This window comes from Bradyrhizobium acaciae, assembly GCF_020889785.1.
In the GTDB taxonomy this organism is placed as follows: domain Bacteria; phylum Pseudomonadota; class Alphaproteobacteria; order Rhizobiales; family Xanthobacteraceae; genus Bradyrhizobium; species Bradyrhizobium acaciae.
Genome location: NZ_JACMYK010000024.1, coordinates 41,400 through 65,429, shown reverse-complemented (window position 1 = coordinate 65,429; position 24,030 = coordinate 41,400). Strand labels below are relative to the sequence as shown.

The window sequence follows — 24,030 nt, the reverse complement described above, 5'->3', positions numbered from 1 at the left end:
CCCGCGTGCGCCGTCGACAAGACGATGAAGCGGCAAGGCAATCGCTGTTGCGATTGACATAGATCAACATCCTTCTCGGCAACCGCCGCCTGATATCCGTCGACGCAATTGCCTGGCCCTGCTGGTCCACCCTGGGTGAGATCGAAGTGGACGCGAGCCGAAGCCTCGGGACAGCATAAACGGGTGACATCATGATCGATTGGCTCTTCCAGACGCTCCGCACCTATCCCGAGATCGCGATCTTTCTCTCGCTGGCCTTGGGCTACTATTTCGGTTCCTTCACCTATAAGGGGCTAGGTCTCGGCGCGGTCACCGCGACGCTGATCGCCGCTGTCATTATCGGCCAGATCGGAATCACCATTTCAGGTCCGCTGAAGCCGTTCTTCTTTCTGATGTTCCTGTTCGCTATCGGTTACGGCGTAGGACCGCAGTTCGTGCGTGGCATCGCGCAGGACGGCGTCCCGCAGGCGATTTTCGCGGCGGTGGTTTGTGTGTTCTGCCTGCTGTCCGCCTATCTCGGTGCGAAGGTCGCCGGCTATGACCTCGGATCGGCCATCGGGCTCTATGCCGGTTCGCAGACGATCTCCGCATCGATGGGGCTCGCGACCGACGCCATCAATCGCCTTGGTCTGCCCGCAGACGAAGCCAAGAAGCTGCTCGATGCCATGCCGGTCGCCTATGCCGTGACCTATATTTTCGGAACGGTCGGCTCGGCGATCGTCCTGGCCCTGCTCGGGCCGGCGCTGCTCGGGATCGATCTCGAGGCCGCGTGCAAGAAATATGAAGAAGAGCACGGCGGCAAGAAGCAGCTGGGCGGCCCCGGGACAGCCTGGCACCAGTTCGATGTGCGCGCCTATCGCGTTCACGAGCGCGGACCTGTCGCCGGCAAGACGGTCGGGCAGGCGGAGGCGCTGCTTCCCGATCATCGCATCTTCGTCCTCCGCCTCCGGCAGGCCGGGAAGATCGAGGAGGCGACCTCCGACACCGTGATTCATGCCGGCGATGTCGTTGCGGTGGCAGGCCGCCGCGATGTGCTCGTGCAGTTGATCGGCGAACAGGCGGAGGAAGTCGACGATCGCGAGCTGCTGGCGGTGCCGATCGAGGGCGTCGATGTCTACGTGACCAGCAAGGACGTCGATGGCAAGACGCTGGAGGAGCTGGCGAAAGAACCGGGCGCTCGCGGCGTCTTCCTGCGCAAGATTGCCCGGGGCGCGATCGCGGTCGAAATTCCGATCCTGCCGAACACCAAGATCAACCGGGGCGACATCCTCACCCTGGTGGGCCGCACCTCCGATGTCGCTGCCACCACAAAGATGCTGGGCCGGCCGGATCGTGCGACTGACGTAGCCGACGTCGCCTTCATCGGGGCGGCCATCGCGATCGGCGCCCTTGTCGGCGCTTTCGTCTACAAGATCGGAAGCGTGCCGCTCACGTTGTCCACCTCCGGTGGCGCGCTGATCTCCGGTCTGTTTTTCGGTTGGCTCCGATCCGTGCATCCGACCTTCGGCCGCATCCCGTCACCCACCGTGTGGTTCATGAATTCGGTCGGCCTGAACGTCTTCATCGCCGTGGTCGGCATCTCCTCGGGCCCGGGATTTGTGGCCGGACTCCAAAAGCTCGGCTTCAGTCTGTTCCTGTGGGGCGTCGTCGTGACCACCGTGCCGCTGATCCTGGCGATGTTCGTCGGCAAGTATGTGTTCCGTTTCCACGACGCGATCCTGCTCGGCTGCTGCTCCGGTGCGCGCACGACGACCGCGTCGCTCGGCATGATCAACGACCGTGCGAAGAGCCAGATTCCCGGCCTTGGCTATACCGTCACCTACGCGGTCGGAAACACGCTGTTGACGATTTGGGGCATGGTGCTGGTGATGATGATGGCATAGTCGCGGCCGGCGACGATGGTGATCTGGCTGCAGCAGTTTCTCGTCCGTTATCCGGAGCTCGCGCTGTTCCTGGTGATCGCGGCGGGTTACTGGATTGGAAGCTTCAGGATCGGGGCTTTCAGCCTCGGTCCGGTGACGGGTGCGCTCTTTGCCGGCCTTGCGGTCGGCGATTTCGCGCATGTGCCGGTCTCCGGCATGACCAAATCCTTCCTGTTCCTGTTGTTCCTGTTCGGAGTGGGCTATTCGGTCGGTCCGCAATTCGTGCTGGCGATGAAGCGCGACGGGCTGAAGCCGGTGCTGATGGCCATTGTCGTAAGCCTCACCGGCCTTGCGGCGGCGATCGTCGTGGCACGGGTGCTGCGGCTTGATCCCGGCTTTGCCGCCGGATTGATGTCGGGTGCGCTCAGCCAGAGCGCGGCGATGGGTACGGCGACCGACGCAATCAACGGACTGCCGGTATCCGAAGCACAGCGCGCGCTGTTCGTCTCGCACGTCGCGGTGGCCGATGCGGTCTGCTACATCTTCGGTTATGCCGGCGTGATCACATTCTGCACGATCGTCGTTCCGGCGCTGCTGAAGATCGATCTGAAGACCGAAGCGCTCAAGCTGGAACAAGCCTTGGGCATCACGCGCGCCAAGCCCGGCCTGGCGTCGGCCTGGCGCAAATTCGAGCTGCGCGCGTACCGGCTGGATGCCGGCGCGGCGATCGCCGGACTGACGGTTGCCGCCGCCGAAGCTCGCGTGCCCGAGCAACGCGTGTTCATCCACCGCATTCGCCGCGGCGAGCGCATCCTCGAGGCGGAGCCAGGGATGACGCTCGCGGCCGGCGACGTGATCGCGCTATCCGCGCCGCGCCAGACCATCGTCGAGCTGATCGGACCGCGCGGTGAGGAGGTCGAGGACCGGGAGCTGCTCGACATTCCCCTGATCTCGGCCGACGTGTTCCTGATCAACCCCGAGCTCGCGGGCAGCAGTCTCCAGCAGGCGTCGGAGCAGAGCTGGTCGCGCGGCCTGTATCTGCGCTCAATGAGCCGGGGTGATGAAGCAATCCCGATCGCCGCCGGCACGGTCCTGGAACGCGGGGATCTGCTTCGCATCGTTGGCCCTGAAGCAGCAGTGCAGAATGCTGGCAAGAGCATCGGCGTCATTGTCGCGCCGAGCACCAGCATCGATTTCGTGGTGCTCGGGCTTGCGATTTTCCTCGGCGGCCTCGTTGGCGTGCTCGTGAGCTTTTCGGTTGGCGGCGTCACGATTTCTCTGAGCACCAGCGTCGGCACGCTGCTCGCCGGACTGCTGGTCGGCTACCTCCGCACCCGACTGCCGTATTTCGGCCGGATCCCGGACGGCGCCATCAGCCTGATGACGGCGCTCGGGCTCGCTGCCTTCGTCGGCCTGACCGGCATTCACGCTGGGCCGATCTTCCTTTCTGCGATCCGCGAGTCGGGCATCGGCCTGCTGCTGGGCGGCATGATCGTCACCCTGTTGCCGCAGATCGTCGGCTTCTGCTTCGGCCATTTCGTGCTGCGCATGAACCCGATCCTCTTGCTGGGAGCATTGACGGGAGCGCAGACGGTGACGGCCGCGATGGCCGCCATCCAGGAGCGCTCGGGGAGTTCCGTGGTGGTGCTCGGCTATACGCCCGCCTATCCGGTCTCGAACATTCTGCTGACGACCTGGGGATCGATCATGGTCGCCGTTTTGGCTGGATGACCAGACGGGATGGCCGGCGGTTACCTCGCCATTGAGATCGAACGCTACTCGGTTCGAAGTGCAGCGTTTCGTCCTCGGATTCGCAAGATCGGTGGTTGTGCCTTTATAATTTGAATCGGTTCGCTAGCCTGCGAAACCGCAGCTGGATTGCGTATTTGGCGGATTATTGGAGCGCCGCTAAGCCAGCTTCACTGGGCGTCGATAGGAAAACGTCGCCTCCGATCTGAGCGCCAACGTCGCCAAATTGTTCCGAATCGCGGCCGGGTGCAGCGCGACCGCTTTACCCTTATCCTCCGCAGCGGCGAGTTGCTCTTCGAGCGATAGCCGTTCAGCCTCTAGGGCTAGCAGTTTCGGTCCGACCACGTCGGCGGGAGCGGTGCCTTCAGCGATGGCGTCGACAAGCCTATCAGTCTCGCGCTCGATCTGTCCGACTCGGCTTTCGAGCTTGGTGCGGTCACGGACAGCACCGCTGGCCAGCAGGCGGCGTTCCTCATTGTAGACCTTCAGATAGTGCTTCCAATAACCGGGGTCCCTGAGCACCTCCCGCAGGCCGTCGAGCACAGCCGCTTCAATCTTGTTTCGGTTGACCATACGGCTGTTCGAACACGATCGACTCTCGCGATATGTCGAGCACTGAACGCGCGGCTCCCCACGGTGCAGGCCCACAGACCCCATGCCTCCACCGCAGGCGGGACAGCGGAGCAGGCCGCTGAGCAAACGCGGTACGCGATGCATCGTCGGCTTTACGATGGCCCGACGTTTTGCGCGCACGGCTGCCCAGGTTTCATCGCTGACAATACGGAGGTGGGGCGCATCAACCTGCTTGCGCTTTGACGCTGGGTTGGGGCGCGATAGTCGCTTGCCGGTCGTCAGGTCCTTGACCATGCTGACCTTGTTCCAGACGATCTGCCCGATATAGATTTCGTTTTGTAGGATGCCGCTGCCTCGTTGGGCGCTGCCTTGAATCGTTGAAGCATTCCAACGCAACCCGCTAGGCGGCGCGATCTTGTCTCGGTTTAAGCGTCCGGCGATATCGCGAACGGCGCGACGTCGACGTACTCTTTGAATATGCGGCAGATAACGTCGGCCTGCTCGGCAACGATCTGAAGTTCGCCCGGTTTCCCCGGTACCGTCTGGTAGCCATACGCCTTACCGCCTGCATGCCCATCCACGCGACACTCGAGCTTCCATTTCGCGTTCTAGAAACTCATTCGCAATCAACAGCGCCTTCACAGCTTCGCGTGCGTCACCGCCGCAAGCCGCGATTGCCTGATCGGCAGCCGTTTCCAGCCACTCCACGTCTGATTGTGGATGGGCGCGCTTGCCGTGGACATTGAAGGCAAATCCGTGCTAGGTGAAGACGTGATGTTCTTATTATGTTCTCGTGTTGTCAAGTTGAAAAAAGCCAATGGCAGATGCGGACACCGGCACGGTTGTTTGGTTCAAATCACGAAAGCGAGAGCTGCTCGCCCACATCCGTGCGCTAGAGGATTTCTCAACAGCGTATGCTCTTGTCAGCCGCTTGGTCGAAGGCACAGACGGTCAAGATGAAGTTTCTGAGCAGGTTCGCGGCGCACTCTATATGAGCGCGGTCGTGACCTACGCTCGACAATTTCTTTCGTCCAATGGCAAATTCGGCGAGAAGCGGATTTACCCTATCCGACACCTAAAGCTCGACACCCGCTTTGATCCAAAAATTCACAGTCATCTGGTCGACGTTCGCAATAAACTAATCGCGCACGACGATGGCGAGCAACTGCCGCCCGCGCTGCGCCTTCTCAATGTATCTATCGAACAATCGACAGAAGCGGCAAAGCCGATAGTGGCGACTCTGCGCTCATATTCACTTAGTTCGGCCAACGGACAGAAATTTCTAAAAGCTATGCAAGAGCACCTGGCTGCATGCGTGGAGCGAGCGAGAACCGTAATGCACGAAGGTCTGCTCGACTATCTCGTTCAGAGTAACCTGAATCCGGAAGCCAGCAACAAATCCGTTGAAAGCAACGAGCCCGCCCTGCAACATCGGTTCACGACAAGCGGGAGGACAAACGTGACCGAGACACTGTTCAATCTCGATCAGTTGAATGCTGAGATTGTTTCGATACCGAAGGGCAACATCCACAACAAGGCTTACAGCTATCGAATGTTGACGTATTCGGTTGCTCTCCCCAAGACAGACTTCAAGGTAGGCGAGCATGAGGTAACATTCTTTATGGAGAACGGGCTGTTCAAGCCAGGAAAGGCGAGGGAAAAGGGCCTGCGCATGCCGCGTCTCGTGAAGCGATTGATCGCATGGGGCAACAAGCCATTCTGAGGTACGACGACGCGAATCTCCGCTGATCGGATGAACGCGTCCGCGCGGACTGGCCAAAAAGCGAGGTAGGGCATGACGCTTGTTGTCGCGGGGGTTGTTGAAGGGATCGGGTTTATTGTTTCTGATACGCTAATTACTGGTGGCACTATTCAACTACGCGAGCGTGAGTTTCAGATAAAATGCCTTCCGGCACAGGATCGCCGCTCTCTTGCCGCCTTCTCAGGTGACGCGCACGGCGGTGGTAGGCTGATTGCAGAAGCCGCCGCTATGCCCAGCGGCTTAAACACTGTTAGCATGTTGGCCAAAGCGCAAGTCGCCAATCCAGGAGTTGATTTTGTTTATATATATTTGGACGAGACGGCGGTTCCTCACCTTTACAAAATATCGAGTGGTAAAGCTTTAGAGGTCCCTGCCGCGTATATCGGCGACAAGGGAGCATTCGAGCAATTCCAGAACATTCGTCACGCCCCCGAGGACCCCATCCCGAAGTCTATCGAGGCCTTTGCGTTCGCGGGGAGTTCGCCAAGTGAACCGCCAAGCGTGGTCTCAACATCAACCCTCAGCATGCTTCGCTTGTTTCTCCGGCGAGCCGAACGAGATGTCGGCGGATGGGCAGTGACCTACACTTTGGGGCCTGGCTCCGTTTACATGTGTCAGTATATGCATAGCGTCTCTGACCCGATTTTGGACAAAGTGTCGCCAGGAACCGTTGTCCCTCACGGGACTGCGGAAGCCGGTGGCTACGGTTTGAGCGTTACAGAGATTGGAAATCTCGAAGGTTTGGCCATTTACTACCGACAGATTCCCGGTGGTTTAATTCTAATCCGAGAAGCGCAGGGCTATAAGCTGCAAGAGTTTGATGGGATACCGGCCGAATTTCGTGCGAAAGCTTCTGATGTGGTCGGAAAGCCGGTTGAGGTGTGGTTCAGCGACGTACCCCTTGGCGCGCTGGAAAGCCTAACAATCCTTCGCGATGAGCACGGCAAGCCTGCCGGAGCAATGGCAAAGAGCGGCGGTGATTTTGCGTTCACGGTGTTGAACGTGGAAACGCCCTTTAGCGCTAATGCGGTGTTCGACCTAAAGGACAAGAAATAGGGATGCACGCACCCGCTTGAAGTCAAGCAGCCAGGTAGGTCTTTGAAAACAATGGCTCGTATTGGGTGGGGGACCGTACGATTCGGTCTCCCGCTACCATGCGGCCCGTGTCCAGCCTGGAGACATGGGTAGCAGATCGTAACTGAGACGTAGGTGACAGTCTCCTGCCGAACGGGTTGTCGGTGTACTTTCAATGTGTGCGGTGGGCGTATGGCGCGCAAGCGCAACCGGCGGGCCCGTTGGCGCGGCGAAGCTGTGTCTACGTGATTTCGGAATACTAGAAATATATCCCTGAGTTGCCCCACATGTCAAGGGCAGAACGCCGGCCGCCCGCTCCTTTGCATGGGGTTGTTTTCGATATTTTGGCGGCGCGCACCCCGCGCCGGCAATATCCGGAAGGGCATGCCCTCCGTCAAACTTTCCCGCGAGGAGTTCGAGCGGCGGTACCGCAGCTGACGGGACGTCCGGACCGCGGGTGCGGCGCGACGGATCGGGCCGTCACCAAGACAAGCCGGGCGGTAGCAGGTTTGGCGATGTGGCGGACCTCGGCTAACGAGGGCTCGGAAGCTCCGAGCCCATCCGCGATTTCTCCGCGAAACTGCGGCGCCTGATCGGGCACCGCACCTACTTCAACATCGTCGCGACGTTGTCCTTTGTCACAACGTCGAGGCCGGTGTGGATGATCTCCGGCACCTTCTGACCTTTCTTGACGGCAAGGAGCGTATCCATCGCTTTCTCGCCCATTTCGAACGGCCGCTGGCCGATCAGCGCATTGGCGTAACCCTCGTTCAGAAGCTCGAGCTGCATCTTGAGGGTGTCGGCGACGACGAGCGTGAACTTGCCGGCGTCGATGTCCTTCTTGCTCTTGCTCGCGAAGGCCTTGAAGCCTTCCGGGGCAAACATCGGCCAGCCGCCGACCGGAACGATCGCCGCAAGATCGGGGGTCGCGGTGCGCAGATCGGTCATCTGCTGGACGCCCAGCGCGGGGTCGTCGTTGCAGAAGGTCGGGGAGCCCCCGACTTCGGTCCACTTGGAGCCCTTCAGCGCTTCACGGACGCCGTCGACGCGCTCGGCGAGGTTTTTCGCACCCGGACCGCCGGAGATCATGGCGTATTTGCCGCCATCGGGCCGCAGCTTCAGCAATTGCTTGCCGAGCGCGACGCCGAACTCCTTGTTGTCGGTGCCGATATAGCCGATCCGCTTCGAGGCCGGCGCGTCCGAGTCGAACGTGATGACAGGAATGCCGGCAGCCGTGGCCGCCTCGATCGACTTGGTCATCGCCGCGACATCGGCGACCGAGATGGCGAGGCCGTCCACCTTCTGGGTGATGAAATCCTGGATGATCTGGGCTTGCGTCGCCGGCTCGTGCTCGACGGGGCCCTTGTAGATGCATTCGATGTTGCCGAGCTCCTTGGCACGCTTCTGGCAGCCGTCGCGCGCGAAGTCGAAGAATGGATTGTTCATCGCCTTGGGTACGATCACGAATTTATAGCTCTGGGCAAAGCCGGGCGTCGCCATCATGGCGAAGACCGCGGCGGCAAGAAGTGTCTTCCTCATTGCTTCCCTCCACATTTTCTTGTGCCCATCCGTTGAAATCAGCGGCTCCCGGAGGCGGACAGGCGGATGTTCATGATCCTCCGGAGCGAGCTCTTCAGGCCATGCGCGAGCGGAGGCGATCGACCAGCACTGCCGCGATGATGATCACGCCCACCAGGGTCTGCTGCCAGTAGGAGTTGACCTGCGCGAGCACGAGGCCGTTGCGGATCACCTCGAGCAGCACGCAGCCGACGATGGCGCCGAGCGGGCCGCCGATGCCGCCGGCGAGATTGGCACCGCCGATCACGGCGGCTGCAATCACGTTGAGCTCGTAGGACGTCGCCATGTTTGCCGGTGCCGATCCCAGCCAGCCGGAGATGATGATGCCCTGCAGACCTGCCGCGAGCGCGCAGATCACGTAGATCTCGATCTTCACCCGCACGACCGGAATGCCGGTCAGGGCGGCCGCCTTCTCATTGCCGCCGACGGCAAAGACGTGGCGGCCGAAGCCGGTGTGATGCAGCACGACCGCCATCGCGACCGCGAGGACCACGAGGTAGATGAACGGCGCCGGCATGCCGAACACGACGCCCGATGTCAGCGTGTAGAGATAACTGGCTTCGGGGCCGCTGGGAAAGCTGCCGCGGCCGTTGGAGACGACGTAGCCGAGGCCGCGCACGATCGAGAGCATGCCGAGCGTGGTGACGAAAGGTGATAATCCGAGCACCGCGATGCAGAAGCCGTTGACGAGGCCAACCACCAGCGCAACACCGAGGCCGGCCAGGACCGAGACGAGCAGGATCAAGCCGGGCATATTGGCGATCACGGTCTTGCCGTCAGGGGCCAAATGCACAAACCAGTCCGCTCCAGGCATGCCGGGTGTCGAAATGTGCGTCATAACCATCGAGGTGATCATCGCCGAAAAGCACATCACCGAGCCGACCGAAAGATCGATGCCGCCGGTGATAATGACGAAGGTCACGCCGAGCGTCGCAATGGCGATGAAGGAAAAGTTCTTCGCCACATTCTGCATGTTGCCTTCGGTCAGGAAGTAGGGGCTGGCGAAGTTCATCACCACGAACAGCGCCACCAGCGCCAGCAGGACGTAGCCGGTCTGCGAGGCAAAGAAGCCGCTCCGCCACCATTTGTCCTTGCCGACATTGGAGAAGGTGAGGGAAGAGTCCAGGGGCGTGGCCATCACGCAGCCTCCTTCGCTCCCGTGATCAGGGAGGTGACTTCCTCGGGGCTGGTGTCGCCGATCGCCTTGTCGGCACGCTTCTCGCCGCGACGCATGACGACGACGCGGTCGCAGACCGCGAACACGTCCGGCATGCGGTGCGAGATCAACATGACCGCGACGCCCTGTTCCTTCAGGCGATGGATCAGGCTCAGGACCTGCTCGACCTGGCGGACCGAGATCGCGGCCGTCGGCTCGTCCATCATCACGAGCTTGGCATTGGATAGCCGCGTCCGCGCGATCGCAACCGCCTGGCGTTGGCCTCCCGACATCTGCTTGACGAGATCGTGCGGACGGGTTTCCGAGCGCAGCTCGCCGAACAGCTCCAGCGCGCGCGCCGCCATTGCCTTGTGATCGAGCAAGGCGAACGGTCCAAGCTTGCGCTTGAGTTCACGGCCGAGGAAGACATTGGCCGCTGCCGTGAGATTGTCGGCGAGCGCGAGATCCTGATAGACCACCTCTATGCCGACCGCGCGGGCATCGATCGGACGGCCGAAATGAACCGGCTTGCCGTCAAAGCGGATCTCGCCGTGACTTGGCGGGAAGTTGCCGGCGATGATCTTGACGAGCGTGGACTTGCCGGCGCCGTTGTCTCCCATCAGGCCGACTACCTCGCCGGGAGAAATGCGCAGGTCGACGCCATGCAACGCGCGAATGGCGCCGAACTCCTTGCCAATGCCCTTCAACTCCAGGACCGCTAGCCCGGCATCGTGAGGGGTTACCATGGCTGGTCTCGCTCAGGCATGCTGGTAACCCCTCCGGTTCAGAAGTGCACCAGCGTGCGCAGACCAAGGACCCAGGCATTCTCGGTCTTGATGCCGGCGGCATTGTAGCCGCGCCCGCCGGGATTGATCACGTACTGCGCGTCGAACTTGAGGTTCATCCAGCCGGTCGCCTGCCATCCGTACCAGGCTTCGATCGGAACTTCGTTGCCGCCTGCATTCAGGGTGAGCGCGGCCGAGTTCACGTGGGTCGTACCCACCGCGAAGCCGACTTCGTCTTCGGGGCGCCAGGAGAAGGTTCCGGTGTGCCTGAAGCCCAGGGCGACCTGGTAGTCCTGATACGACGTCCGGTGATCGGCGACGGTCGTATTGAGGAACATATACCAACCTTGTGCCTTTGCACCCTCAACGGTCAGCCGCTGCAGGATCGACTCATAGACGCCATAGCGGCCGCGTTGATCGCCCAGATTTTGGCCGGGGACACCATCGACGCCCGGGATAGCTGCAATGATGCCCGGCAAGCCACCGTCAATCGTGGACGCGCTGTCGTACCAGCCGCCAAACCTCCACGTCCCGTTCAAGGGACCGCTCGGCGCCCAGACCACCTCGACCGGCACCAGCACGCCTGAGGCGCGGCTCGAGCCAGGGACACCAGGCAGGAAGTAAGTCGCGGAGTCCGAGGTCGTCAGATAGTTCGGGTTGGCGTCGTAGACGCCGATGGACAGCTGCCATTCCTTGGTGAAGTTGTAGTGTGCGACACCAGCCCACTGGCTCACCGGCCAGTTATAGATGTAGCCACCCTGGATGTTGCCGGGCTGGCCGCCGCAGAAGGTCAGGTTGATGAACTCGCACAGGCCGAAGAAGAAGTCGGAACCGACTGGAAGACGGCCGCCCTTGAGTTCGAGGCGATCATCGAACAGCTTCTGTGAGTAGTAGAGTTCGGTCAGGCGCAGAATATTGCCGCGGCCGAACACTTCGTTGGTCAACTGCAGGGCCGGGATGCCTGCCTCGTCATTCAGGTTGCGGCCAAAGCGGTCGACCAGCGTGAGGCCAACCGTACCGCCTTGAATGCCGGCAAGCTTCGCCATGTCGAACTTGGCTTGAAAGAACAACTGCCCGGCGTTGGCGCCGGTGTTCCTGCTGCCGCCCGACAAATTGGTGACGGCTTCGTCGCCCAGCGTCAGGGCCAGCGAGATGCCCCGCTCCTTCAGCTGCGTCCTGCCGAGATCGCCGAACAGATACGGTCTTGTCCAGAAATCATCGGTCTCTGTGTAAGGTACAGGCGGAGCCTTCGTGAGCAGATCGGCCGCATGCGCGCCGCTGCCGAACAGCGATAACAAAGCGATCCCCACGCCGCATGCCCGCGCGGTGTTTAAAGACCTATGCAACATTTTCTGCACTCCCAGCGTCCCCGGCTTTGTCCCATTTTCTGTCACGTCCCGCCCAAAGCCCTTCAGCCTGGAACGTGCTCCGGTTCAGTTTGTCTGCTCGTCAACTTTAGATAGAATCTGCGCGCACAAACTCTTCCCCTTGTTCCTCTACTCACGTAGCTGCGACCATATTCCCGGCTGCGGATATCCTTATCGAGCTGTCATGCCTGATCGCCCGTCCTCGTTGGCAGGGCAGTAGCGCTTTGCAGAATGGTGCTGTCCTTCTTCGGCGCCGTGCGGGCGAGGCCGGCCAACGCTGCCTTGCGCCGCCGCCGGGCCTGCAATTGCTGATCCGCCAGCACGCCGATCAGAATCACGGTCCCCATCACCGCGAAGTTCAGCGAATTGGGAATGCCCAGGATGTTCACGAGATTCTGCAGCACTTGCAGCAACGCTGTCCCCAGCACGATGCCGAGGATGGAGCCTTCGCCGCCGCGCAGGCTGCAGCCGCCGAGCACGGCCGCCGCAATCGCGTAGAGTTCGTAGAAGTTGCCGAAGGAACTCGGCGAGACCGAGTTGGTATAGAAGACGAACATCACGGTCGAAACGCCGGCTAGGCCGCCGCTGATGACATAGGCGGTTGCGATCACGAGATTGGTGTTGATACCGGAGAAGCGCGCCGCTTCCTCGTTCTTGCCCACGGCATAGAGCCAGCGTCCGTAGACCGAGCGGTGCAACAGCACGCCGAGGATCAGCGCAAGGATGATCAGGAAGATGAAGGTGTTCGGAATGCCCCCGATATTGCCGGATGCGATATTGCTCAGCGTGCTGGCCTCGTCACCATAGCCGAAGCCGCGCGTCGAATCGCTGGTGTAGTAGCGCGCCGCGCCGCGATAGATCAAAAGCCCGCACAGCGTCACGATGAAGGGCTGCATCTTCAGCCGTGTGATCAGGAAGCCCTGGATGCCGCCGAGCGCCAGCCCGCCCATCAGCACCAGCAGCAGCGCGAAGGGCCATGGCACTGATACGTCGTCAGAAGGTCGATGAAGACGACGCCGAGCAGCGCGAACATCGAGCCGAGCGAGAGGTCGATGCCTCCGGTGATGATGACGAGCCCTTCGCCCAGCGCGAACACACCGAACAGGCCGATCAGATTGGCCATGTTCAGCAGGTTCACGAACGACAGGAAGGCAGGATTGATCGCGCCCGTGATGGCGGAGATCACCGCGAGCAGCAAGAACAGTCCGAGTTCCTTCTTCATCATGGCGCAGCGGTCTCCAGGGTTTCGAGCGCTTGGCCGACCGCCAGCCTCAACACGTTGTATTCGCTGAACTGGTCGCGCTCGAGCACGCCGCTGACGCTGCCTTCGTGCATCACCGCCACCCGGTCGGAGACGCCGATCACTTCCTCCATGTCCGAGGAAATCATCACGATCGCGACGCCCTGGTCGGCGAGGCTGCGCATCAGCGCGTAGATCTCGCTCTTGGCGCCGACGTCGATACCCCGGGTCGGCTCATCGAAGAACATCACGCGCGGCTGCATCGAGAGCCACTTGCCCAGCACCACCTTTTGCTGGTTGCCGCCGGAGAGCGTCACTGCTTCGATGTCGATGCTCGGCGCCTTGATGGACAGGCGCCTGGCCTGGTCTTTCGCGATCTTGCGCTCGGCGACGCTGTTGACCAGCCACATCCGCGCATGATCCAAGAGGCTCGCGAGCGTCACATTCTCCCGGATCGGCAGTTCCAGCACCAGCCCGGATTTCTTGCGGTCCTCCGGCACCAGGTAGATCCCTTGCCTGATCGCGTCCCGTGGCGAGGCGACGCCGACCGGCGTGTTGTCGATCCTGATCTCGCCACCGAGCAGCCGGTCAACGCCGAACACCGCGCGGGCAAGGGAGGTGCGACCGGCGCCGACAAGCCCGGCGAGACCAAGGATCTCGCCGCGCCGCACGGACAGGTTGATCTGCCGGTCGGGAAAGGCCGACGTGACAACGCCGGCAATGTCGCAGCCGCCCGGCTCCGGCGCGCGCACCGGAGGCGTATACAGCGCCTTCAGGTCGCGGCCGATCATCAGCCGGATCATGGCCGCATGGCTCAACTCGTCCCGCGCCAGCTCGCCCACCGTGCGCCCGTCGCGCAACACCACGACGCGATCAGCGCAGCTCATGATCTCGCCAAGCCGGTGAGAGATGTAGATCACCGAGATGCCGTGCGCCTTCAGGTCGGCAATCACCTCCAGCAGCCGTTCCGTCTCCGAAATCGTCAGGCTGGAGGTCGGCTCGTCCATGATGATCACGCGGGCGTCGATCGAGAGCGCCTTGGCGATCTCCACCATCTGCCGCTCGGCGATCGACAAATTGTCGACCAGCGTGGTCGGCGCGAAATCGGCGCCCAGCCGTTCCAGCAGCGGCGTCACGCGGGCGCGCATCCCCGCATTGTCCACCAGCTTGAGCGGGCCGCCGGCAAGCTTCTCGCGCCCGATGAAGACGTTGGCGGCGACGTCGAGATTCTCGAACAAATTCAGTTCCTGGTGCACGAAGGCGATGCCGCATTGCGTGGCCTCCGTCACCGTCATCCGGGCGTGCGCGTTGCCGCCGATACGGATCACGCCCGCGCTCGGTTCGATCACGCCGGCCAGCACGCGCATCAGCGTCGATTTGCCGGCGCCGTTCTCGCCGATCAGGCCCAGCACCTCGCCACGGCAGACGCGCAGATTGACGTCGTCGAGCGCCCGGACGCCGGGATAGGTCTTGCTGATTCCGCTGAGTTCGAGCAGCGTTTCCGCCATTCGGCATGTCCTCCTGCACACCGCCCGGCGGCCTGTAGCGGCCGGGCGGTGACGCCGACTGAAGTTACTTCTTCAGCAGTTCTTTCATCTGTCCGGCGAACTCGGCGACATTGGTCTTGCTGATCACTTTGGTCGGAACGATCAGTTTGCTGTCCTTCGGAATCCAGGACTTGTCGCCGTTCAGCGTCTTGATGATGTTGGTGGCGGAGAGATAGCCGAACTCGTAGGGCTGCTGCACGACCGTCGATTCGATCGTTCCGTCGGAAATGCCGCGCAGCGTGCGCTGGTCCTCGTCGAAGCCGACGATCTTCACCTTGCCGGCCTTGCCTGCGGCCTTCACCGCGTCATAGATCAGTGGGGTCTCGTAGCTCCAGAGGCCGGACAGCAGGGCGATGTCGGGGTACTTGACGAGCACGTTCTCCATGTTCGCCTTGGCTTTGGCGAAGTCGACCTGGTCGGTGAAGACGTCTACCAGCTCGACCTTGGTGCCGGCGATCGCTTCCTTGATGCCTTGCACGCGCTCGCGGGCGTTGTCGGCGTCCATCGTTCCGACGAACAGCGCGATCTTGCCGCCGTTCGGCAGCGCTTTCTTGATCTCCTCGCCGGCCTGACGCCCGGCTGCGACGTTGTCGGTGCCGATATAGGCGAGACGATTGCTCTGCGGTGCGTCGCTATCCGTCGTGATCAGCACGGTCTTGGCCGCAACCTTGTTGAGTTCTTCGGTTGCATGCGGGGCATCGTCGACCGAAATCGAGATGCCGGCGACGCCGCGGACCAGCAGGTCGTCCAACTCGCGGCGCTGGCCGGCCGCCGTCCCCTCATTGGTGACGATCAGTTCGATATTGTATTCCGGGTGTTCTTTCTGCGCCTTCTCGAGCCCGCGGCCTGCGATGGTCCAGAAGTCGGCCGCGACATTGGTCACCAGCGCGATGGTCTTCTTCTGCTGGGCCTGCGCCGTCCCCATTGCCATTGCGAACACGGCTGCGCCCGCCAATACTGGCACGATCAATCGTTTCGTTGAGACATACATATGCACCTCCCTATCGATACCCCCGCCGAGGGGATTTCACGTCCGGCGCTTTTCACGCCTTATTTTATTCACGTAACTAATAAATTAGCGCGACGAAATGTCCAGTCAAGGGTGTTCGAACGCGCATCCTCACGCGAGAATAGTATGATAGTGATGTTTTGCTGCCACTATCGCCGCCTTTTGACCTGTATCTGAGTTGTCCAAGTTGAATAATTTCAGCAAGCGAATTAAAAAAGCCGATATGAATGAACAGTCCGAGCCGCTCAGACGAGCTTCAAGCTTGGCGCGCGGATCGAACCGCGGCCGGCTCGTCGAAGTCTTGCGACGTCAGGGGCCATTGCCGCGCGTCGAGCTCGCACGCAGCACGGGGCTGAGCTTTCCGGCCATTTCGGCCATCACATCGAAACTGATAGCGGAAGAGCTGCTCTGCGAAGCCGAGACAGAGACGGCGACGTTGTGGCCCGACGACGCCGACGAAGAGGATGCGGATGGCTTGAACGGCCGTCGCCGCGGCCGGCCGGCGGTCTTGCTGACCCTGAACCCTGAGTTCGGCCGCATCGTTGCGGTCTCGCTCCGCATGAATCTGATCGAGACATTGATCGCGGATTACAGCGGCTCTGCCCTGGCGCAATCGCGGCTTGAACTCACGACGCGCGCGCTCGATGCAGCTGCGTTGTGCGATCTCGTGATCGCGCAGATCGAAGCCATGCTTGATGCGACCGCCACGCCGCGACATCGGCTGCTCGGAATCGGGATGGCGCTCCAAGGCATCGTCGACGCCGACACTGGCAGGCATCTGTGGAGCCCGGCGCTGTCGATTACCGACGTCGATCTGGCGAAGCCGATCCGCGAGGCGTTCGGCGTCGAGGTTGTGATGGCGAACGATGCGGTTGCGGTCGCGCTCTCCCTCGTGGCGGCCGAGCCGGCTCTGGCGCAGGGCCTCACCGCGACGCTCATGGTCGGGCACGGCATCGGCATGGGCATCGTCGTCGACGGTGAAGCGCGCTGGGGGGCCGGGGCGGGCAGCGAGATCGGCCACGTGAAGTTGGGGGCGAACGGTCCGCAATGCCGCTGCGGTCAGCGCGGCTGCATCGAGGCTCATCTCGCCGACTATGCGCTCTATCGCGACGCGCGCACCTTTCTCGACCTGCCGCCGGCAGTGTCGCAGCAGCCGTCCGAGGCGCAGATGGCTCTGTTGCGCGCGCGGGCGCGCGCCGGCGATCCCCGTCTCGAGCAATTATTCCGGCAGGCAGGCCACGCGCTTGCCGAGGCGGTCGCCACGACGATATCGGTGCTGCGCCCGCACCATGTCATCCTCGCAGGTCCCGGCCTGGAGGCGTTCGACATGATGCGCAGTGCCTATGAAGAACGGCTCGAGCAGGCGGTGTTGCCGTGGCTGCTCAAGTCCACGGCGACATACGTGCGTCCAAGCGAGTCGGCGACGATTGTCGACGGCATGGTGCGGCGGACGCTGCGGGTCGTTGATCGAAACCACATGGAGACGACCGAGTGAATCTCGGGAGCTGCGGCGCTTGACTGAGCCGCAGCAACGCAACCGACGCGCTTCCGGCGCCAAATCGAGAGAACGCCAATGCAGGGTGCCATCTATCCAAGCCTCAAGGACCGGACCGTCCTGGTAACCGGTGGCGGCTCCGGCATCGGCGAGGCCATCGTCCGCCAGTTTGTCAGCCAGGGCGCGCGGGTCGGATTCATCGACATCGACGAGGCGGCATCAAAGCAACTGCTTGCCAGCCTGCCGGCGCAGTCCCGCGTACATTTCGAGCGCGCCGATCTGCGCGACATCGCCGCCCTGCGACGCGCAGTCGCCGGCATCCGCGAAGCGATCGGGCCGATCACCATCCTGGTCAACAATGCGGCCCGCGACGACCGGCACGCGATCGAGGATGTCACGCCGGAATATTGGGACGAGCGGTTCGCCACCAATCTGAAGCATCAGTTCTTCAGCGCCCAGGCCGTCGCACCGGACATGAAACAGGCAGGCGGAGGTTCGATCATCAATATCGGCTCGGTGAGCTGGGTGATCGGCCAGGGCAACATGCCCTGCTACACGACGGCGAAGTCGGCGGTTCAGGGGCTCACCCGCGCGCTCGCCCGCGATCTCGGTCCGAGCAACGTGCGGGTCAATTCCATTCTGCCCGGATGGATCATGACCCAACGGCAGCAGGACAACTGGTTGACGCCCGAAGGCGTGGCCGAGCTGATGCAGCGGCAATGCCTCAAGCGCAAGCTCGTGCCTGACGACATCGCCCGCGTCGTGCTGTTCTTTGCCGCCGACGACAGCGGCGCCTGCACCAACCAGAACTACATCGTCGATGGCGGCTGGGTCTAACGCTCGCAGGCGGGACTACCGTCAGATCGTCATTTCAGGTAATCCGGCAGGGTAAATCCGTCATAGAACCGATCCGACAGGATCGCGGATCTGAAGGTCTGCGATTTGTAGCCGGCAACGATGTCCTGTGCCCACGGAGCATCCGTGTTGGCTTTTTTCACTGCGACCACATTGATGTAGGGCGTCGTCATATTCTCCAGGGCGAACGCATTGGTCAGTTTCAGACCGCTGTAGATCGCGAAATTGCCCTGGATCGCGGCGAAGTCGACATCGTCGAGCGCACGCGGTGCTTGGGCCGCCTCCAGTGGCACGATCTTGATGCCGCCCGGGTTCTTGATCACGTCGAGTTCGCTGACTTCGACCGGCTTGGAGTCGCGAATCTCGACGAGCCCGAGATCGCGCAGGATCCAGAGCGCGCGCTGCAGATTGACGGGATCGTTGGGCACGGCCACGGTCGAGCCGGGTTTGATCGGCGAGCCCACGGCGTGCTTCTTCGAATAGAGCCCCATCGGTGGCGTCGGCACGTGGACGATACCAACGAGGTCGGTCTGCTGCCGCTCGTTGTACGAGTTCAGGAAGATGGTATGCTGCATGACATTGGCGTCGATCTCGCCCTTGAACACGGCATTGTTGGCTTCCAACCCGGTCGAGAACTCGAGATAGCGGATGCGGTACCCCTTCTTCTCCAGCTCCGGCGCGACGCCAACCTTGAACTCATCGATGTAGGGACCCGGCACGAAGCCGACTTTCAGATCGGCTTTGGCTGGTGTCTCCGCGTGCAGGGCAGCGCCGGTGAGGGCGCCGAGAAGCAGAACGGCGGAACGGAACAGGGAACGCATCGTCGTCATTGGAACCGTCAAATCCTTAGGTGCTGAGGCAAACATCGATCGCGGCCGACACGAGGCCGGCCGTGCCGCGGCATCGTCAGGCGATCACGCGATCGCCTTGATCGATCCCGAGAACAGGCTCTCCGGTCTGCTCAGGCCGTAATGGTCGCGCAGCGTCGCTCCGGTGTACTCTTCGCGGAACAGGCCGCGCTTGCGCAGGATCGGCACCACCTGCTCGGCGAAGATATCGAAGCCGCCGGGTAGCCAGGGCGGCATCACGTTGAAGCCGTCGGCGGCACCGTTCTCGAACCAGGTCTGGATGTTGTCGGCGATCTTCTCCGGCGGCCCGGCGATCACCCAGTGGCCGCGCGCACCGGCCAGCCGCTGCACGAGCTGGCGAATGGTCGGCTTCTCGCGATCGACGATGTCGACCACGAGCTTGAAGCGGCTCGCCACGCCGCGGGCGCTGCCGGTGTCGATCAGATGGCGCGGGAAGGGGCCGTCGAGGTCGAAGCCGGAGAGATCGAGCCCGATCATCTGACGAAGCTGGGTCAACGAGTATTCCGGTTGGATCAGCTCGTTGAATTCGTCCTGGAGCCGGTCGGCCTCGGCCTGCGTGCTGGCGATGAAGGGACTGATACCGGGCAGGATCTTGACCTGATCGGGACTGCGGTCGAAGGCTCGTGCCTGCCGCTTGATGTCGGCATAGAACTCCTGGGCACTCGCGAGCGTCTGATGCGCAGTGAAGATCGCCTCGGCAAAGCGCGCGGCAAAGGCGCGTCCGTCATCGGACGAGCCTGCCTGGACATAAACCGGCCGTCCCTGCGGCGTCCGCGAGATGTTGAGCGGGCCGCGCACCCGGAAATGCTTTCCGACATGATCGATCGAATGAATCTTTCCGGTGTCGGCGAAAATGCCGGACGCGGGATCGTTCACCACGGCGTCGTCTTCCCAGCTGTCCCACAGCCGCGTGATGACATCGAGATATTCCCGCGCTCGCTCGTAACGTTCGTGATGGGGCGGGTGTTCGGGCAGCCCGAAATTCTGCGCCGCCAGCGCGTTGCTCGTGGTCACGATGTTCCAGCCGGCGCGGCCGCCGCTGAGATGATCGAGTGAGGCGAACAGGCGGGCAAGATTGTAGGGTTCGGTGTAGGTGGTCGATGCGGTTGCGATCAGGCCGATGCGTTTGGTGGCGACGGCAATCGCGGCCAGCCAGGTGATCGGCTCGAAACGGAAGCGCTGCGCATAGCGGACGTTGTCGGCGAGCGCGGGTCCGTCGGCGAAGAAGATCGCGTCGAACTTCTGCGCCTCGGCGCGCTGCGCCAGCTCCTGATAGTAGGTCACGTCGAGGATTCGATCCGCGGCGGACCCCTTGTAGCGCCATGCCGCTTCGTGATGGCCGCCGGGATAGATGAAGAGATTGAGGGAAAGCTGTCGTTTGTTCATGTCGAGGCTCGCAAATTCTGCTGCTTGTTATTGACGGGACGGCGCCTTGTGCGCGAACGCGAAGCGCAGGTAACGCTCCAGCTTCAAGCCTTCGGGTGTCCGCTTCTCTTCGACGAGCCGCGCAAATGCACCGCGGATCTGTTGGCGCTCGCTCGTCGTGAATGCTTCGAGAAAATTGCCGAATGCGCTTGCCTCGGACCATTGCAGCAGCGAGGTGGCATCGTCGTGGATATCGATCAGCGCACGTAGCTCGCTGCGGTATCCGGTGAAGCCGTGTGCAGCGAACAGAGATTTGAGCTCCTCGTCCGTCGACCCAAGTACCGGGTTGGAGTCCTGGCGGTCGCCGGTAAGACCCGCTTCGGCGATCGCGCGACGAAGCAGCACCCGCGATTGGTGCGGATGCGACGGATCCTGCACATTCAATCCGAGACGGCCTCCGGGCTTGAGCACCCGCCGGACCTCCTGCAGGGCGCGATCCTTGTCGGAGATCCAGTGGAAGACGCTGTTGAGGTAGACGGCGTCGAACTGCGCGTCATCGAAGCGCGCGAGATCTTCGGCCCGCCCGGTCGCGAACTGGAGATTATCCCCCTGCCGAAGGCGCGCGATCTCGATGCGGCCGGCGAGCGGATCGATCCCGATCACGCGCCCGTTCGGGCCGACCAATCCCGCCACGAACTCCGCAAGCCGTCCCGTTCCTGTCCCGATGTCGAGCACATGTTCGCCTGACTTGATGGCGAGCGGTCCGATCAGGAACTTGCCATGGCGGAATTGAACGAGGCCCGCTTCGTCATAGGAGCGGGCAAGCTCTGGAGTATCGTGCTCAAGACTGATGTCGCCTGCGGTTCGCGGCATGTCGGTAGATCCATCGTTTCTCGCCGCGCGTTGACATCAGGCGCGTACGTTGCGCCCGACTCTATGTCGACGTCGATGAAATGAATTTGCGTTGTTGCGCAGCAAGCGAGCATGAACGTGATGAGTTCGTCGTTTACCGGAGATGAGTGCGGTCGTACCGATCCGAACGACGCGCAATTTGAAGCCTGTTCCGGCTCGATCGCGTCGATCCCGTTGGTCACAACGTGCGCGAGATGGTCGATCGGGTTACGATCATCGCAAATATTTCAATGCAAGCGTCGTCGGCGACGTGAACATTGTCCGGCGTCGAAAACAAAGCTGGTTTCGTTTCATTGACTGAACGTCGATCGCTTTTACGATTTGTCCCGTCAAAGCGAGGTGGTCCATTCATGCCGCAATCCGATCCCGACAGCGTCGCCCGCGAAGCCCTTCGGCTGATCGGGCCTGACCCGCAGAACTGGGTACCCGATCGCGATGGCATCGATCACAACGTCGTTGTGGTCGGCGGCGGTCAGTCCGGCTCGGCCTTCGCGTTTGCGCTTCGGCGGGCGGGGATCGGCAAGGTTTCGGTCATCGATGCCGCGGCCGACGCCAGCAAGGCCGGTGTGTGGTTGACGAGCGCGCGAATGCACAAGCTCCGCACGCCGAAGACGCTGCAGGGTCCGGAACTCGGCCTGACCGGTCTCGGTTTCCAGGCATGGTATGAGACACGCCATGGCGCGGCGGCCTTCGATGCGCTCGACCGCATTCCGCGGCTCGACTGGGCCGCCTATCTCGACTGGTATCGCCGCGCGACCGGCGCCGCCATCCGCTACGGTACGCGTTTGCTCCGCATCGAACCCGCGGCCGATCATCTGCGGCTCCACTTGGAGCGCAACGGCGCGACGACCATCGAGACCACACGCAAGCTGGTGCTCGCGACCGGTTTCGCAGGCAGCGGAGGTGGTTACGTCCCTGATGTCCTGCGAGCCCTGCCGAAGCAATTCCATGCGCACACATCGGAGAAGATCGATTTCAGGGCGTTGCGCGGCCTCAGCGTTGCCGTGATCGGGAGTGCGGCATCGGCCTTCGATGCCGCCGCCACGGCGCTCGAAGCCGGAGCGCGCGACGTTCGTCTGTTTGCACGCAGGGCGACCCTGGCTTCATTGCCGGTCATTCGCATCCGTGGCTACCCTGGTGCTTACGACAACTACGGTAGTCTGCCCGATGCGGTGCGCTGGCACCAGGCGGTCCGATTCCGGCAGGCCGGCTCGACCCCGCCACCGGATGCGATCTCGCGCGCGGTGGCCTTTCCGAATTTTCATCTGCATCTCGGTGCGCCGTGGATCTCGACGCAATTGAACGGCGGACGACCGGCCGCGATTACCTCGCATGGGGAGTTCGCGTTCGATTTCGCGATTGCTGGGACCGGCTATTCCGTCGATCTCGGTGCGCAGCCGGAGCTGCGCGATTTCACCGACGAAATCCTGCTGTGGCGGGATCGCTTCACGCCGCATGACGGCGAGAAGGACGACACGCTGGCGACCTATCCGTATCTCGGGTCCGGCCACGAATATCTGGAGAAGGTGCCGGGCCGCGCGCCGTATCTGAGGGACATCCACGTCTTCAATCCCGCGGCGTTTGTCAGCTTCGGCATGCCGATCGGCGACGTGCCGAGCTTCAAGCGCGACATTCCCGGGATCACGGCCAGGATCAGCCGCGACCTGTTCCTGGCCGACCTCGCCGCTCACGAGGCCCGTATCAACGGAGAGATAGCAGAGGACTTCGCCGCCGAGCTTTATGCACCGGCCGTGTGGCGGCCGCCACAGCACGTCGCGGCGGAATAGCGAGGTTCGCCACCACATCATTCATCTCCGTCGTCGCTTCCGCGACCGGCGCACGGCGGAGCCTTGTCCAGGGGATCGCGGCGACGAGAGCCTAATCATGAGCAACACGACCACCATCGACAACGTCATCCCGCGCGCTGATGTCGTCAAGCGCACGGCCCGACTCGGTGCCGAGATCAGAAATGTGAAGCTGTCGGGTGATCTTCCCGACGAGGTCATCCGCGCCATCAACGAGCTGCTGCTCGAGCACAAGGTGATCTTTTTCCGCGACCAGGGTCACCTCGATGATGCCGAGCAGGAGCGTTTCGCAGTCAGGCTCGGCAAGCTGGTGCCGCATCCAACGATCGGCGCAACCAAGGGTACGTCGTCGATCCTCGAGCTGGATTCAGGGCGGGGCGGTGGCCGCGCCGACCAGTGGCATACCGACGTCACATTCGTCGATGCCTACCCGAAGATCTCGGTGCTGCGCGGTGTGGTGATCCCGCCCTACGGTGGCGACACGGTCTGGTCGAACACGGCGACTGCCTATCTCGACCTGCCTGCGCCGCTGCGCAAGCTCGCCGACGAGCTCTGGGCAGTTCACAGCAACGCCTATGACTATGCGGTGAAGTCTCGCGCAACCGATGCCGACCGGAAGCACTTCGACGAGGTGTTCACCGGAACGATCTTTGAGACCGAGCATCCGGTCGTGCGCGTCCATCCAGAAACGGGTGAGCATACCCTGGTGCTCGGAAATTTCGTCCAGCGGTTCGTCGGTCTGCCGAAATACGACAGCCAGAAGCTGTTCGATCTGTTCCAGTCCTATGTCACGGCGCCCGAAAACACCGCGCGCTGGAGCTGGCGTGCTGGAGACGTCGCCATCTGGGACAATCGCGCGACGCAACACTACGCAGTCAACGACTACGGTGACCAGCACCGCGTGGTCCGCCGCGCCACCATCGACGGCGACGTGCCGCGTAGCGTTGACGGTCGCCACAGCGTGACACGCATCAAATCGCCGAAGCCGCAGACCGCCAGGGCTGCTTGATCGGTTCAGCTTTCGGAG

The 24,030-nt window shown here is 62.3% G+C and carries 19 protein-coding genes and 1 pseudogene; 9 read left to right on the top strand and 11 right to left on the bottom strand.

The window, feature by feature from the left end; all coding sequences use genetic code 11:
- Positions 1 to 191 precede the first annotated feature (191 nt).
- A complete protein-coding gene (aspT, locus tag H8A92_RS13090; protein ID WP_229196185.1) occupies positions 192 to 1,883 on the top strand; it encodes an aspartate-alanine antiporter in 1,692 nt (563 codons plus the stop codon).
- Between the two features lie 15 nt (positions 1,884 to 1,898).
- A complete protein-coding gene (gene aspT / locus H8A92_RS13085; protein ID WP_229196184.1) occupies positions 1,899 to 3,593 on the top strand; it encodes an aspartate-alanine antiporter in 1,695 nt (564 codons plus the stop codon).
- Between the two features lie 177 nt (positions 3,594 to 3,770).
- Here aspT (H8A92_RS13085) and H8A92_RS13080 read toward each other — a convergent pair whose 3' ends face one another.
- On the bottom strand, positions 3,771 to 4,661 hold the full coding sequence (locus tag H8A92_RS13080; protein WP_338026539.1) for a recombinase family protein: 891 nt from the start codon (positions 4,659 to 4,661) through the stop codon (positions 3,771 to 3,773).
- 340 nt (positions 4,662 to 5,001) lie between these two features.
- Between H8A92_RS13080 and H8A92_RS13075 the strand changes: the two genes are divergently transcribed.
- Together H8A92_RS13075 and H8A92_RS13070 are read left to right on the top strand one after the other, a co-directional pair.
- On the top strand, positions 5,002 to 5,907 hold the full coding sequence (locus H8A92_RS13075; protein ID WP_229196182.1) for a hypothetical protein: 906 nt from the start codon (positions 5,002 to 5,004) through the stop codon (positions 5,905 to 5,907).
- 72 nt (positions 5,908 to 5,979) lie between these two features.
- Positions 5,980 to 7,002 (top strand): hypothetical protein, encoded by a 1,023-nt coding sequence (locus tag H8A92_RS13070; RefSeq protein ID WP_229196181.1) that lies wholly within the window; start codon positions 5,980 to 5,982, stop codon positions 7,000 to 7,002.
- Positions 7,003 to 7,626: 624 nt separating this feature from the next.
- On the opposite strand, the gene H8A92_RS13065 is transcribed toward H8A92_RS13070, so the two are convergent.
- The 7 genes and pseudogenes from H8A92_RS13065 to H8A92_RS13035 all read right to left on the bottom strand — a co-directional run bounded on the left by H8A92_RS13065 (position 7,627) and on the right by H8A92_RS13035 (position 15,684).
- Positions 7,627 to 8,559, bottom strand: coding sequence for a sugar-binding protein (locus H8A92_RS13065; RefSeq protein WP_229196180.1), 933 nt, complete (start codon positions 8,557 to 8,559; stop codon positions 7,627 to 7,629).
- A 94-nt stretch (positions 8,560 to 8,653) separates the two neighbouring features.
- Positions 8,654 to 9,736: an ABC transporter permease gene (locus tag H8A92_RS13060; protein WP_229196179.1), complete on the bottom strand. Its 1,083-nt coding sequence runs from the start codon at positions 9,734 to 9,736 to the stop codon at positions 8,654 to 8,656.
- On the bottom strand, positions 9,736 to 10,500 hold the full coding sequence (locus tag H8A92_RS13055) for an ATP-binding cassette domain-containing protein (RefSeq protein ID WP_229183275.1): 765 nt from the start codon (positions 10,498 to 10,500) through the stop codon (positions 9,736 to 9,738). The genes H8A92_RS13060 and H8A92_RS13055 overlap by 1 nt, the downstream gene beginning before the upstream one ends.
- 38 nt (positions 10,501 to 10,538) lie before the next feature.
- Positions 10,539 to 11,888: a carbohydrate porin gene (locus H8A92_RS13050; protein WP_229196198.1), complete on the bottom strand. Its 1,350-nt coding sequence runs from the start codon at positions 11,886 to 11,888 to the stop codon at positions 10,539 to 10,541.
- Positions 11,889 to 12,088: 200 nt separating this feature from the next.
- A pseudogene (locus H8A92_RS13045) lies at positions 12,089 to 13,131 on the bottom strand (ABC transporter permease).
- The gene (locus tag H8A92_RS13040; protein ID WP_229196178.1) at positions 13,128 to 14,654 is read right to left on the bottom strand and encodes a sugar ABC transporter ATP-binding protein; all 1,527 of its coding nucleotides are present in this window, start codon (positions 14,652 to 14,654) and stop codon (positions 13,128 to 13,130) included. The pseudogene H8A92_RS13045 and the gene H8A92_RS13040 overlap by 4 nt, the downstream one beginning before the upstream one ends.
- A 64-nt stretch (positions 14,655 to 14,718) precedes the next feature.
- Positions 14,719 to 15,684, bottom strand: coding sequence for a sugar-binding protein (locus tag H8A92_RS13035; RefSeq protein ID WP_163157033.1), 966 nt, complete (start codon positions 15,682 to 15,684; stop codon positions 14,719 to 14,721).
- Between the two features lie 241 nt (positions 15,685 to 15,925).
- On the opposite strand from H8A92_RS13035, the gene H8A92_RS13030 reads away from it, so the two are divergent.
- On the top strand, positions 15,926 to 17,197 hold the full coding sequence (locus H8A92_RS13030; protein ID WP_229196197.1) for an ROK family protein: 1,272 nt from the start codon (positions 15,926 to 15,928) through the stop codon (positions 17,195 to 17,197).
- Between the two features lie 78 nt (positions 17,198 to 17,275).
- A complete protein-coding gene (locus H8A92_RS13025; protein WP_229196177.1) occupies positions 17,276 to 18,034 on the top strand; it encodes an SDR family NAD(P)-dependent oxidoreductase in 759 nt (252 codons plus the stop codon).
- A 29-nt stretch (positions 18,035 to 18,063) separates the two neighbouring features.
- Here H8A92_RS13025 and H8A92_RS13020 read toward each other — a convergent pair whose 3' ends face one another.
- From H8A92_RS13020 to H8A92_RS13010, 3 genes are all read right to left on the bottom strand, one after another.
- Complete coding sequence (locus H8A92_RS13020) at positions 18,064 to 18,882, bottom strand: MetQ/NlpA family ABC transporter substrate-binding protein (RefSeq protein WP_229196176.1); 819 nt, start codon at positions 18,880 to 18,882, stop codon at positions 18,064 to 18,066.
- Positions 18,883 to 18,966: 84 nt separating this feature from the next.
- Positions 18,967 to 20,307 (bottom strand): LLM class flavin-dependent oxidoreductase, encoded by a 1,341-nt coding sequence (locus H8A92_RS13015; protein ID WP_229196175.1) that lies wholly within the window; start codon positions 20,305 to 20,307, stop codon positions 18,967 to 18,969.
- A 27-nt stretch (positions 20,308 to 20,334) separates the two neighbouring features.
- Positions 20,335 to 21,039, bottom strand: coding sequence for a class I SAM-dependent methyltransferase (locus tag H8A92_RS13010; protein ID WP_338026538.1), 705 nt, complete (start codon positions 21,037 to 21,039; stop codon positions 20,335 to 20,337).
- 27 nt (positions 21,040 to 21,066) lie between these two features.
- On the opposite strand from H8A92_RS13010, the gene H8A92_RS13005 reads away from it, so the two are divergent.
- The 3 genes from H8A92_RS13005 to H8A92_RS12995 all read left to right on the top strand — a co-directional run bounded on the left by H8A92_RS13005 (position 21,067) and on the right by H8A92_RS12995 (position 24,012).
- Entirely contained in the window at positions 21,067 to 21,243 is a 177-nt protein-coding gene (locus tag H8A92_RS13005; RefSeq protein WP_229196199.1) for a hypothetical protein, read from the top strand.
- 305 nt (positions 21,244 to 21,548) lie between these two features.
- Positions 21,549 to 22,985: an FAD-dependent oxidoreductase gene (locus tag H8A92_RS13000; RefSeq protein ID WP_229196174.1), complete on the top strand. Its 1,437-nt coding sequence runs from the start codon at positions 21,549 to 21,551 to the stop codon at positions 22,983 to 22,985.
- 97 nt (positions 22,986 to 23,082) lie between these two features.
- Positions 23,083 to 24,012, top strand: a complete 930-nt coding sequence (locus H8A92_RS12995) for a TauD/TfdA dioxygenase family protein (protein ID WP_229196173.1) — start codon at positions 23,083 to 23,085, stop codon at positions 24,010 to 24,012.
- Positions 24,013 to 24,030 lie beyond the last annotated feature (18 nt).